10 protein-coding genes and 1 other annotated feature are annotated in these 13,745 nt (G+C 43.1%); all 10 genes read left to right on the top strand.

Annotated features, from left to right (window positions below; genetic code table 11):
• Positions 1-3 precede the first annotated feature (3 nt).
• The 10 genes from ligA (at position 4) to metG (ending at position 13,709) form a co-directional block, all read left to right on the top strand.
• Positions 4-2,016 carry an NAD-dependent DNA ligase LigA gene (ligA, locus tag MKZ10_RS17930; RefSeq protein WP_342506487.1) on the top strand — a complete coding sequence of 671 codons (2,013 nt, stop codon included), beginning with the start codon at positions 4-6 and terminating at the stop codon, positions 2,014-2,016.
• Positions 2,017-2,018: 2 nt separating this feature from the next.
• Positions 2,019-3,143: a CamS family sex pheromone protein gene (locus MKZ10_RS17925; protein WP_342506485.1), complete on the top strand. Its 1,125-nt coding sequence runs from the start codon at positions 2,019-2,021 to the stop codon at positions 3,141-3,143.
• Positions 3,144-3,230: 87 nt separating this feature from the next.
• On the top strand, positions 3,231-3,518 hold the full coding sequence (gene gatC / locus MKZ10_RS17920) for an Asp-tRNA(Asn)/Glu-tRNA(Gln) amidotransferase subunit GatC (protein ID WP_342506483.1): 288 nt from the start codon (positions 3,231-3,233) through the stop codon (positions 3,516-3,518).
• 25 nt (positions 3,519-3,543) lie between these two features.
• Positions 3,544-5,007, top strand: coding sequence for an Asp-tRNA(Asn)/Glu-tRNA(Gln) amidotransferase subunit GatA (gatA, locus tag MKZ10_RS17915; RefSeq protein WP_342506481.1), 1,464 nt, complete (start codon positions 3,544-3,546; stop codon positions 5,005-5,007).
• The gene (gene gatB, locus MKZ10_RS17910) at positions 5,007-6,440 is read left to right on the top strand and encodes an Asp-tRNA(Asn)/Glu-tRNA(Gln) amidotransferase subunit GatB (RefSeq protein ID WP_342506479.1); all 1,434 of its coding nucleotides are present in this window, start codon (positions 5,007-5,009) and stop codon (positions 6,438-6,440) included. Before gatA ends, gatB begins: the two co-directional genes overlap by 1 nt.
• 282 nt (positions 6,441-6,722) lie before the next feature.
• The gene (locus MKZ10_RS17905; RefSeq protein WP_342506477.1) at positions 6,723-7,292 is read left to right on the top strand and encodes a thioredoxin family protein; all 570 of its coding nucleotides are present in this window, start codon (positions 6,723-6,725) and stop codon (positions 7,290-7,292) included.
• Positions 7,293-7,594: 302 nt separating this feature from the next.
• Entirely contained in the window at positions 7,595-8,506 is a 912-nt protein-coding gene (locus MKZ10_RS17900; protein WP_342506475.1) for a diacylglycerol kinase, read from the top strand.
• A 355-nt stretch (positions 8,507-8,861) separates the two neighbouring features.
• A complete protein-coding gene (locus tag MKZ10_RS17895; RefSeq protein ID WP_342506473.1) occupies positions 8,862-10,208 on the top strand; it encodes a cytochrome ubiquinol oxidase subunit I in 1,347 nt (448 codons plus the stop codon).
• Positions 10,205-11,230 (top strand): cytochrome d ubiquinol oxidase subunit II, encoded by a 1,026-nt coding sequence (locus MKZ10_RS17890; RefSeq protein ID WP_342506471.1) that lies wholly within the window; start codon positions 10,205-10,207, stop codon positions 11,228-11,230. The genes MKZ10_RS17895 and MKZ10_RS17890 overlap by 4 nt, the downstream gene beginning before the upstream one ends.
• A gap of 521 nt (positions 11,231-11,751) precedes the next feature.
• Positions 11,752-12,013: a binding site (T-box leader), on the top strand.
• A gap of 55 nt (positions 12,014-12,068) precedes the next feature.
• Positions 12,069-13,709, top strand: a complete 1,641-nt coding sequence (gene metG / locus MKZ10_RS17885) for a methionine--tRNA ligase (RefSeq protein WP_342506470.1) — start codon at positions 12,069-12,071, stop codon at positions 13,707-13,709.
• Positions 13,710-13,745: the final 36 nt, after the last annotated feature.

The raw sequence follows: 13,745 nt of genomic DNA, 5'->3' as shown, positions 1-13,745 counted from the left end.
AAGATGGATCGAGTTGAACTCGAAAAACGAGTGGAACAATTGAATGAGCTACTGCATGACTATGGACATGCCTATTATGTGCTCGACACACCACTTGTTTCTGATGCAGTCTATGACGACTATATGCAGGAGTTATTGGCGATTGAAGCGGCGAACCCGGATCTCGTTTACCCAGATTCGCCATCGCAACGTGTCGGTGGTGAAGTGTTAGCAGGATTCGGGAAAGTGACGCATGTATTTCCGATGCTTAGTCTGTCAAACGCCTTCAATGAAGGGGATTTACGCGAATTTGACAGGCGAGCGCAAGAAGCTGTCGGGCATACGGTTTCTTATATTTGTGAACTGAAAATTGATGGTCTGGCAGTGTCGTTACGCTATGAGGATGGCAAGTTTGTCCAAGGCTCTACGCGTGGTGACGGCTCAGTCGGTGAGGACATTACGGCCAGCTTGAAAACCATCCGAACGATTCCATTGCGTTTGAAGCAAGGCGTTTCTATAGAAGTACGCGGTGAAGCATATATGCCGAAAAAGTCGTTTGTCCAGTTGAATGCGACACGTGATGAAGCCGGCGAAGAACCGTTTGCAAATCCACGTAATGCAGCTGCTGGTTCACTTAGACAGCTTGACCCAAAAATAGCTGCCAGTCGCAATTTAGCTGTTTTTATTTATAGTATTGCAGGTGATGGCAGTGCTTATGGGCAAGATAGCCATTCAGAGTCGCTGAACAACTTAGATTCACTTGGCTTTGAGACGAATAAGGAACGACAGCATTGTGCAACGATTGAAGAGGTGCTTGAATTTATCGAGAAGTGGACAGCTATTCGCTTGGATCTTAATTACGAAATTGACGGGATTGTTGTGAAGGTCGATAATTTTGAGGACCAGGAACAGCTAGGCTTTACAGCGAGAAGTCCGAAATGGGCCATTGCCTATAAGTTTCCGGCTGAAGAAGTTGTAACAACCTTACTCGATATTGAGCTTAGTGTTGGCAGGACAGGAGTTGTCACACCGACAGCTATTTTGGAGCCAGTGTTGGTTGCAGGCTCGACGGTTGGACGTGCCTCCTTGCATAATGAAGATCTGATCAAAGAGAAGGATATTAGAATCGGAGACACCGTTATTATTCGTAAAGCTGGCGATATTATTCCAGAAGTCGTTGCGCCTATTATTGAACAGCGCACAGGTGAGGAAGTCCCTTACGAAATGCCTGGACATTGTCCTGTCTGTGATTCAGAGCTCATTCGCATTGAAGGGGAAGTTGCGCTACGTTGCGTCAATCCACAGTGTCCGGCTCAGATGAAGGAAGCGATTATTCACTTCGTATCTCGCAATGCCATGAACATTGAAGGGATTGGCGAGCGAGTTGTGAATCAATTATACGAGGCGGACCTTGTTCATGATGTATCCGACCTTTATACACTGACACGAGAACAGCTGATTGAACTAGAGCGGATGGGTGAAAAATCCGTTTCCAATTTACTCGCAGCGATAGAGGCCTCCAAAACGAATTCATTGGAGAAAATGCTTTTTGGATTTGGTATCCGTCATGTCGGTGAAAAAGCAGCGACGATTTTGGCAGAGGAATTCGGCACATTGACAGCTTTAATGGAGGCGGATGTGGAACGCTTACTCACGATCCATGAAATTGGCGACAAAGTAGCAGATTCCTTACAAACCTATTTCGGTAATGAGGATGTATTGGCCATGCTAAAAAACTTGGAAGCTTATGGCGTGAATATGACTTATAAGGGACGTAATCGACAAGATATGCCGATAGATGGACCCTTTGCTGGGAAAACAGTCGTACTCACGGGGAAATTGGAAATTTTAACTCGAGGCGAAGCGAAAGAAAAAATTGAAGCACTTGGCGGTAAAGTCAGTGGTAGTGTTAGTAAAAAAACTGATCTCGTCATCGCAGGGGAAGATGCTGGCTCAAAATTGGCGAAGGCTGAAGAGCTCGACATCACTGTGTGGGATGAGGCAACATTAGTTGAAGTGCTTGGTGAGGAGTCATGAAGATGAAAAGATTAACGAAACTGCTAGGACTAGTAGCTGTACTGTTTCTTGGAGGGTGTCTGCCGTCCATTGGTACCGAAAAAGATCAAGTGGTCCAGGAGAATGTAGATAGTCTTGAGGAGACAGTAATTATTCCAGACGTCAATTTGAAGGGTGAATTTTACCAGACTCCTGTGCCATTTAAGAAAAGTGCAAGTCGTGGTTTAATTGTCAATAATCTTAATACAAAATACGATATTAAAGAAGCGGAAGAAGGGCTATTACGTATTTCAACCCGTACCTTTGATACAAAAACACATTATTTTCAAGAAGGGCAATACATCGATAAAGACACGACACTCTCTTGGCTAGCAAGAAGTTCGACTAATCCAGCAGGGTTAAATCCGGCAGTAGAAAAAGGCTTGAGTGATGATCAGCTCGCGGAAGAAGCACCGAATTATTTGGCCCATATCGTTGAGCAAAATTATCTCGTCATGACAGAAGGAAAGAAACTACAGCTGGCGGGCGTTTCTGTGGGCCTTGCGCTCAATACAATAAGCTATTCAAGAAGCGGAACAGAGACGAGGATTCCTGATAAGGAAATTGAAAAAGAAGGAATGAAGATAGCAGAAGAGGTGATTCGTCGTCTTCGTTCGCAGGAAGGACTGGCGGAAGTCCCGATTGCAGTTGGTTTATTTAAACAAGAGAGTCGAAATTCGATTGTTCCAGGCACATACTTTGCAACAACCGTGGCAGAAAAAGGGCAGTCGGCACCGAACGGTTGGAAAGTGGTTGATGAGAAATACGTCGTGTTCCCGGCGTCCTCAGATACTGATAACTACCGTGGGATGAATACGATATTTAATAACTTCAAGCATGATATAGATAGTTATTTTCCGAGTTTTGTTAATGTGATTGGAATAGGATTCTATAAGGATGGTAATCTGCAATCAGTGAGCATTGAAGTGCCTATTCAGTTTTTTGGTACAAGTGAAACGATTGGTTTTACACAGTATTTAACGGGCCTCACTGACAAGTATTTTCCGAATGTCCATACCGAAGTGAGTATCACGTCCATTAATGGTCCGGAAGCATTAATTGTTAAGGAAGCTGACAAGGAGCCGTTTGTTCATATATATGGCTATTAAAAGTGTATACCTAACACATCATAACTTTTCTTCATTATTGTTAGGTGTTATGATTAATCGTACAATTCAAGGATGAGGAGTGAGAACATGACACAGTTAACAAAAGAACAAGTGAAACATCATGCAACGCTTGCGTGGCTTGCAGTGACGGATGATGAAGCAGAATCATACGTCACGCAGCTGAGTGGCATCGTCGATTTCGTGAAAGAATTACAAGAAGCAGATACAGATGGGGTTGAGCCAATGACACATCCGTTACAGGTGTTCAATGTCCTACGAAAAGATGTACCAACAGATATTCTAGATCGCGAAGAAATGCTGAAAAGCGTGAAGGAACACGAAGATGGGCAAATCAAAGTGCCAACAATTCTGTGATGAATGGACGTAAGGAGGAAAACAGATGACGTTATTAACTAAAACGGCAGCGGAGCTTCAGTCGTTGTTACATAATCGAGAAGTGTCTGTCAAAGAACTGACAGAAGAATCACTAGCTCGTATTGCGAAAATAGATGGAGATGTACACGCTTTTTTATCGACAAATGAAGACCAAGCACTTGCCAAAGCACAAGAGTTAGACAACCAACCACTTGAAGGTCGGGGACCGCTTTTTGGTTTGCCAATTGGGATAAAAGACAATATCGTTACAAAAGGAATTGTCACGACATGTGCCAGTAAAATGCTTGAAAACTTCGTTCCTGTCTATGATGCAACTGTCGTTGAGAAAATCAATGCGGCAGGTATGGTATCAATGGGGAAACTTAATATGGACGAGTTTGCAATGGGATCGACAACGGAAAGATCAGCGTTCCAAACGACGCATAATCCATGGAATCTTGACCACGTACCAGGCGGCTCATCAGGTGGTTCAGCAGCAGCAGTAGCAGCAGGCGAAGTAGCATTTGCACTTGGTTCTGATACAGGCGGGTCTGTTCGTCAACCAGCTGCATTTTGTGGTGTGGTAGGGATGAAGCCAACTTATGGCCGTGTATCACGTTCAGGTCTTGTTGCATTTGCATCGTCATTGGACCAAGTGGGCCCGATTACACGTACAGTTGAAGACAACGCGCTTCTACTAAATGCGATTGCAGGTTTGGATCATAGAGATTCATCCACATCTCCACAAGCTGTTCCAGATTTCAGAGCAGCATTGACAGGCGATATTAAAGGCTTGAAAATCGGTGTTCCAGCAGAATATTTGGGTGCAGGCGTATCTGAAGAAGCGAAAAACTCCGTCCTGGAAGCATTGAAAGTACTTGAATCACTTGGTGCTGAATGGGAAGAAGTTTCTCTTCCGAATTCTAAATATGCATCTCAAGCTTATTACGTCATTTCATCATCTGAAGCATCGTCAAACCTGGCTCGCTTCGATGGTATTCGTTATGGCTACAGTGCTGAAGGCGCGAAGAGCTTAGAGGAATTGTATACACGCTCTCGTTCTGAAGGCTTTGGTGAAGAAGTGAAACGTCGTATTTTACTCGGAATGTATGCACTAGGCGCAGATCATCATGAGGATTTATATATGAAATCATTAAAAGTGCGGACGCTTGTGGCACAAGACTTTGCTAACCTATTTGAAAAATATGATGTCATTATTGGACCGTCATCTGCGACACCAGCTTATAAAATTGGTGAATTGATTCACGATCCATTGACTTTGTATGCTAATGACATCCTAACAGTTCCGATTAACCTTGCAGGTATTCCAGCGATTTCAGTGCCATGCGGATTTTCGAATGGCCTTCCACTTGGACTGCAAATCATCGGGAAGCATTATGATGAAGCAACACTGTACAAAGTGGCACATGCTTACGAGCAAGCAACTGACTTCCATACACAAAAGCCAGCTCTATGGGAGGTAAAATAATGACGAACTTTGAAACGATTGTTGGGCTTGAAGTCCACGTAGAATTGAAAACAGATACGAAAATTATGTCACCAGCTCCTGCTCATTTTGGTGCAGAGCCAAATATGAATATTCACGTGACGGATTTAGCATATCCAGGTGTTCTACCAACACTGAACGAACGTGCCGTTGAATTCGGCATGAAAGCGTCAATGGCGTTGAACTGTACAGTGGCATCGGTTATGAACTTTGACCGTAAACACTATTTCTATCCAGATAATCCGAAAGCGTACCAAATTTCGCAAGATAAGCGTCCAGTTGGGGAAAACGGCTGGGTTGAAATTGAAGTAGATGGCAAAAAGAAAAAAATTCGTATTGAGCGTGTTCACCTTGAGGAAGATGCAGGGAAACTGACACATACCGACGAAGGTCACTCACTTGTTGACTTAAACAGACAAGGGACACCGTTAATCGAAATTGTTACAGAAGCTGATGTCCGTTCACCGGAAGAAGCGTATGCTTTTCTTGAGAAGCTAAAAGCGATCATTCAATATACAGGGGTTTCCGATGTGCGTATGGAGGAAGGTTCTCTTCGTTGTGACGCGAACATTTCGATTCGCCCATTTGGACAAGAGAAATTCGGTACGAAAACAGAATTGAAAAATCTAAACTCATTTAACTTTGTTCGTCGTGGAATTGCTTATGAAGTAGAGCGTCAAGAAAAAGTGTTGCTAGCTGGCGGTACGATTCAGCAAGAAACGCGCCGTTACGAAGAAGCAACAGGTGCAACTAGCTTGATGCGCATCAAAGGTAGCGCGCAAGATTACCGTTTCATCAATGATCCGGATTTACCGGAAGTCCATATCGACCAAGCATGGATGGACCGTGTTCGTGCGGAAATTCCTGAGTTGCCAGACGCGCGTAAAGAGCGTTACGTCAATGACTTCGATCTACCAGAATACGACGCGAAAGTACTGACGCTGACAAAAGTGATGGCAGACTTCTTTGAAGCAACTGTTGCAGCTGGTGCAGATGCTAAACTTGCTTCCAACTGGTTGATGGGTGAAGTATCTGCTTACCTGAATGCAGAGCAAAAAGAACTAAGTGAAACAGCGTTAACACCAGAAAACCTTGCAAGTATGGTTAAATTGATTGCAGATGGCACGATTTCATCTAAAATCGCGAAAAAAGTGTTCAAGGAATTGATTGAAAACGGTGGCAACGCTGCAGACATCGTCAAAGCAAAAGGGCTTGTCCAAATTTCTGACGAAGGCACGCTCCGCACAATTGTTATTGAAACACTGGATGCCAACGAACAATCGATTGAAGACTACAAAAACGGGAAAGACCGTGCAGTCGGCTTCCTTGTTGGTCAAATTATGAAAGCGACGAAAGGGCAAGCAAACCCACCACTCGTCAATAAAATCCTTCTTGAAGAGATTGCGAAAAGATAATATTTAAATCACCTTGTGTATGACTTTGTATGGTCACTGCGCAAGGTGTTTTTTGATAGTCCACTGAATCTGGGGATGGTGGGGCATTGTTATTCCGTTGAATGTGCTGCTCTCTGCATTTGCTGTCGCCATTCGCGGAAGGACGCGAATGGTGTCAGTTGACTGGACACTGGAGTGGGATGGGTATTTTTCCTTTCTGAACCTTGTGTGGTACGTGAATCTTGGAATTTGATTCGCGCGAAGGGACAACGTACAATTAGTGTAAAGGAGTGTTGATGCTATATGAAAACAGAAAAACAATTTTTTGATGAAGCGATTTCGCTTGAACAATATATGGACAAGATGGAGAAGCATAAGGAGCACAGCTTCCGTATTTACGAACAATTTGAAGTGCCACAGGATGATGAATTCATCACGCTACTAAAAGAAAAGAAGCCAGGTGTTCTTGTCATTACAGAAGACTGGTGTGGCGATGCGATGATGAACAATCCAGTGTTCAGAAGAATTGCTGAGGCGGCAGAACTCGACGTACGTGCGGTCTACCGTGATGTGGATACGGATTTAATCGACAGGCACTTAACGAATGGTGGTCGATCGATTCCTGTCTATCTGCTTCTTGATGAAAACGGAGAAGTTGAGGCGAAGTGGGGACCACGTGCAGCAAGTATTCAAGACTATGTGATGGAACTACGTAAGGATTTACCACCTGCTGATGCGCCGGATTATAAAGAGAAGCAACAGGCATTCATTGAGCAAATCACTGCGGAATATACATCGAAGCCTGAGCATTGGCTGACGGTATATGAAGATATTCGCAAAACATTCTTGCCTGTCTTACAGAAGCAGTCTTAATTGGGAGTAAATCAATGAGGACGTAGCAACTATCTTAGTTGATGCTTCGTCCTATTAACATGAAACAGCAGAAGTTCAAACCCCCTGCTGTTTCATGTTAAAGCCTCCGGCAGATGTCACAGATTTTGAAGGGAGTTAAAAAGATGGCAGTCTAAGTTCGCGACGTCCTGTCGCAACGACTGCATGACCTACATCCTGTAGGCCTCAGGCGCAATTCAAAATCTGGACGCAATTACGCCGAGGCGTAATTGATAAAGGACAATCATTAAAAAAATTATATGTACGAATAGAGGGAATTTCGGATGAAGCGAGCACGAATTATTTACAATCCGACGTCAGGGCGCGAGGTATTTCGTAAACATTTAGGTGAAGTACTTGAAAAGTTTGAAATGGCTGGTTATGAGACGTCTTGTCATGCGACGACCTGTGAAGGCGATGCGACGGAGGCTGCAAAACAAGCTGTGGAGCATGGATTTGACGTAGTGGTTGCAGCAGGGGGAGACGGTACGCTCAACGAGGTTGTGGCAGGTGTCAGCTCATTTGACAAACGCCCTACGATTGGACTCATTCCGACGGGGACAACGAATGACTTCGCACGTGCGTTACGTATTCCACGCGATATTGATGCTGCGGTTGACATCATCGTCCGTGGCGAAAAAATACCGGTCGATGTTGGGCTCATGAACGATCGCCATTTCATCAATATTGCAGGTGGTGGGAGAATGACGGAGTTAACATACGATGTGCCGAGTAAGCTGAAAACAGTGCTTGGTCAGCTAGCTTATTATTTAAAAGGCATTGAAATGCTGCCGTCTATTCATTCATCACATGTAAGAATTGAATATGATGATCAAGTGTTTGATGATGAAGCGATGATGTTCCTCGTTGGATTGACGAATTCCATTGGTGGATTCGAAAAGTTGGCTCCCAATTCAAGTATAAACGACGGTAAGTTTACACTACTGATTTTGAAAAAATGCAATATTGCTGAATTCATCCGCATTGTGTCACTTGCTCTACGTGGTGAGCATCTCGGTGATCCACTTGTCATTTCGAGTGCAGCGGAGAAGATTACGATAACATCATCGGAGGAAGTACTATTGAACCTTGATGGGGAATATGGTGGTGTTCTTCCAGCGACGTTCCAAAATTTATACAGACATATAGATATGTTTGCGCCGCTAGATGAATTGAGAGACGAAGATAGGATATAAGAGAGTATATATGGGGAAAGCTGTATGCATGGTCATTTAAGGACATTGCATACAGCTTTTTTTTGTTGAATAGATTCTGTTGTAGTCATAGTAGGTCAGTTTGTCGAATAGGTAGTCAAGTTCTCTAGGTAATTTCAAAAAATGTTCACTGCCAGTGGCGTTTACATACATTATTTAGCAGCATAGTGGGTATAAGAAGAAGTAGGAGAAAAATTGTTAAGATTTATTGGAAGGGTGTGCCTCGATGTATAAAAGACAAGAAAAGTGGCTGATGTGGCTTGCATTTATTATTGCGGGCATTATGACGTTGTCTATTTTGGGACGGATTTTTGGGAGCTGAAAGGAGGAAAGCTAGATGGGGAACGAAGAATCAGTCTTTTTTTCACGTGTGTTAACGGAAACGACCTTATCCTTCCATATTATTTATGCGACGATTGGCGTTGGTGTTCCGCTTATGATTATGATTGCTCAATGGGTTGGAATTAAGAAGAATGATGAGCATTACATTTTACTTGCTAGGCGCTGGGCACGTGGCTTTGTTATTACAGTTGCTGTCGGCGTTGTAACCGGAACCGCGATTGGTCTGCAGTTATCTTTGTTATGGCCGAACTTCATGGAGCTTGCGGGAAATGTTATCGCACTGCCACTGTTCATGGAAACATTCGCATTCTTTTTTGAAGCAATTTTTTTAGGTATTTATTTATATACATGGGATCGATTTGAGAATCAGAAGAAGCATTTACTCTTATTGATTCCGGTAGCCATCGGGGCTTCATTTTCTGCGGTATTTATCACGATTGTCAATGCGTTCATGAACGCACCACAAGGGTTTGATATCGTTAACGGGGAGCTTATTAATATTAACCCGCTGCTTGCAATGTTTAATCCTGCAATGCCAACGAAAGTAGCGCATGTCGTGGCAACATCTTATATGACAGCGGCATTTGTGCTAGCGTCCATTGCGGCATTTCGCTTGTTGAAAGGTTCAAATCATATATACCATAAGAAAGCTCTATATTTGACGATGAAGGTTGGTTTGGTATTTGCGATTGCAACCGCGATCATTGGTGATTTTTCAGGAAAATATCTGGCTGAATATCAGCCAGAGAAATTAGCAGCGGCAGAGTGGCATTTTGAAACGGAGGGCAATGCACCGCTTATCCTGTATGGTGTGTTGGATGATAAAGAAGTAAAGTATGCGATTAAAATTCCGTTTGCATTATCGATATTGGCACATAATAATCCAACGGCAGAAGTGATTGGACTCGACCAATTTGCAGAGGAAGATACACCGCCCTTATACATCCACTATTTGTTTGACATCATGGTAACCATTGGTATTTGGATGACGGTGCTGTCCGGCGTGTTTTGGCTAGGTACAAAACGTCGTTGGAAAATGGTGACGACGAAATGGTTCCGTTGGCTCATAGTGTTCGGAGGACCGCTTTCCATCTTGGCGATTGAAGCAGGTTGGTGGATGGCTGAAGTGGGTAGGCAGCCGTGGATTCTGCGTGGTATCATGCGCACGCAAGATGCTGCTACAACGAGTGGTCAAGTAGATACAATGTTAATCCTGTTCTCGCTCCTCTACCTTGTTTTAGGGGTCGGTAGTGTCGTCGTATTACGACGGATGTTCCGTAACAACCCGGTTGAACGTGAAATTGAAGACCGTGAGACGGAGAAAGGCGGCGATATGCTATGACGCTTGAGATACTTGGTATTTCGGTTTTATGGACCTTTTTGTTTGGGTACATCCTTATAGGGGCCATTGACTTTGGAGCTGGATTTTTCAATGCTTACAGCTTACTGACGGGGAAAAAACGTATTTTAACAAATATTATCCAGCGTTATTTATCGCCCGTTTGGGAAGTGACGAATGTTTTTTTAGTGTTCTTCTTTGTCGGGATTATCGGTTTCTTTCCGAAGACGGCGTTTTATTATGGGACCACATTGCTGGTTCCCGTTAGTATCGGCGTCATTTTATTAGCGATTCGTGGCTCGTATTATGCATTTGAAACGTACGGAGCACGTGGTCATAAAGGCTATTCGTTTATGTATGGAGTTGCGGGGCTACTCATTCCAGCTTCGCTTTCGATTGTGTTGACGATTTCAGAAGGCGGCTTTGTTGAAATGGTGGATGGCAATCCCGTACTCGATTATTGGGTGCTGTTTACGAGCCCATTGACCTGGGCGATTGTCGTGTTAAGCATTGTGGCGACGCTTTATATATCAGCTGTATTTTTGACGTGGTATGCCAATAAAGCGCGTGATGTAGAAGCGACGAAGCTGTTGCGGAAATACGCACTCATTTGGGCATTGCCGACAATGATTACGGCAGGAGGTATCATTGTTGAATTAAGAAATCACAATCCAGAGCATTATAGTAATATCCAAAACTTCTGGCCGATGTTTTTGGTGTCATTTCTGATGTTTGTCGGAACGGTTTGGCTGTTATGGAAACGTAGTAAGTACGGTTTAGCATTTCTATTACTGATTGGACAATTCGCCTTTGCCTTCTATGGTTATGGCGCATCCCATTATCCGTATTTGTTGTATCCATACTTGACGATTTACGATAGCTTCACGAACCCAGCGATGGCGATTTCGCTAATTGTCGTGTTCATCATGGGGCTTGGGTTGCTCATTCCGTCATTGTATTTGCTCATGCGTTTGTTCTTGTTTGATAAAGATTATGTCCGTGGAAAGGGCAACTACCATGCATAAGGAGGACTAGTTGATGACACATTTTTTAATGTTCTACGCACCATTCATCGTCCTTATCGGAGGGCTTGTTGTGGCATTTGTCGTTGCGCCGTTGGATGGGGCAGTGAGGGAGCGGATTGAGAGGAGGAAGTGATGAGACGTCTGTTTTTGTGGGTGAACGTTGTTTAGTTTCGGGATAACGTTGTTAAGTTAGATGAAAATGTTGTCTAGTTTGACGATAACATTGCGAACATTATGGAAAGCGTTGTTTAGTTGTGCGAACGTTGTTTACTTCCAGGATAACGTTGTTAAGTTAGATGAAAATGTTGTCTAGTTTGACGATAACGTTGCGAACATTATGGAAAGCGTTGTTTAGTTGTGCGAACGTTGTTTACTTCCAGCATAACGTTGTTAAGTTAGATGAAAATGTTGTCTAGTTTGCTGGAAACGTTGTGAACATTGCGGAAAACGTTGTTAACCGACGCGACGCGTAGAATTACCTTGCTTTATTTAGATAAGTTCATTACTATAAATAGAAATAATCAAAAGCGTTGAAGAGGAAAAGTAAAATGAGGATGTCGCATAGAGAGCTTCTGTTGGTGGAAATGAAGCGGACGAATCGTTTGAACATGATCTCTGAGCTGCGTACTGAACGTGATTTCACTAGTAGGCTACGACAAGATTTGACACTTGTTACAAATGTCAAAGTATAAAGGCAGTCACGCCTTGTACTTTTGGAGGCGAACAATGTGAGTTGTTTGCGTAACTAAGGTGGTACCACGAGTTTTAAACCTCGTCCTTATCGATTTATTCGATGAGGGCGAGGTTTTTTTCATTCATTTAAAGGGGAGAGGTTAATATGAGTATTTTTATTGGAGGAGCATGGCCATACGCCAATGGTTCGCTACATCTAGGGCATATCGCAGCACTATTACCAGGTGATATTTTGGCACGTTATTATCGATTAAAGGGTGATAAAGTACTGTATGTTTCAGGAAGTGATTGCAACGGGACGCCGATCTCCATCCGGGCCGATCAAGAAGGGATAACCGTCAAAGAAGTGGCAGATCGCTACCATAATGAATTTACGGCTTCTTTTAACAAGTTAGGCTTCACCTATGATTTATACACAAGAACAGATAGTCCGCATCATCATCAAACCGTACAAAAAATATTTTTAACATTACTCGAAAATGGCTTTCTTTATAAAAAAGAAATTGAGCAAATGTATTGTCAGCATGACCAAAAGTTTCTGCCGGATCGCTATGTGGAAGGTGAATGTCCCAACTGTGGCGCGAAATCGCGAGGAGACCAATGCGACAATTGCTCTTCGATTTTAGACCCCCTAGATTTGATCAAACCCGTCTGTAAATTATGCGGCAATACACCAATTAAGAAAACAACGGAGCATTTTTATTTTGAATTAAGCCAATTCCAAGAAGAACTTGAGGCTGTTGTAGAGATTGCCTCTGTTAATAAAGCATGGCGAGATAATGCGATTCAATTGTCCAAACGCTATTTGAAGGAGGGGCTACAAGATCGTGCAGTTTCCAGGGATATCGCAAATGGCGTCAGTATCCCTGTCAAAGGTTTTGAAGATAAAAAAGTGTACGTATGGATTGAAGCAGTGTCAGGCTATTATTCCGCAAGCATCGAATGGGCGGCCCAAACGGGGAATGACATCACCGAATTTTGGAATGAAAACACGACATCCTACTATGTCCATGGCAAAGATAATATCCCTTTTCATTCCATCATTTGGCCAGCGATTTTGCTAGGTATCAAAAATCCAGCATTGCCCACACATATTATTTCCAATGAATATTTGACGCTCGAAAAAAAGAAGTTGTCGACGAGCAACAACTGGGCGGTGTGGGTTCCGTATATTTTAGAACGTTATCATGCGGATTCCATTCGTTACTTTTTAACAACGAATGCGCCTGAAAATCGTGATACTGATTTTTCATGGAGAGAATTCATTTCTAGTCATAATGCCGAGCTTCTTGGCGCATATGGTAATTTCATTAACCGGACATTGAAATTTTTAGAGAAATCATATGGTGGAGAAATTACAACAGGTGAAATAGACGTGGCGATTGATGAAAGTATTGAACAATTATATGCCCGTATTGGTCAGCTGATCGAGGAAGGACATTTTAAGCAAGCATTGGATGAAATCTTTGAATTGATTCGCGGTGCTAATAAATATTTCGACCGCGAACAGCCGTGGAAACAACTTACGGAGGATAGAGTGGCTTGCGATAATACATTACTAACATGTGTTCACATCATCGCAAATAGTGCTCAATTGCTGTCGCCATTTCTGCCCACTTCGAGTGATGTAGTGAAGGCTATGTTGAACCTATCCGAGTTCAAGTGGCAGGCAATCAAGAAATCAGCCTATCAGTTTGCAACGATTAAACCGTTGTTCGAGCGTATTGATACAGTCAAAATCGGGGAAGAGTTAGCAAAATTAGAGGCGCAAAGCAATTCGCTTTAGAAATAGCTAAGCCTGTTTCTATGGTAAACTAAAGAC

The organism is Sporosarcina sp. FSL K6-2383 (assembly GCF_038618305.1).
GTDB lineage: Bacteria > Bacillota > Bacilli > Bacillales_A > Planococcaceae > Sporosarcina.
This window is presented reverse-complemented; position numbering and strand designations above follow the sequence as displayed.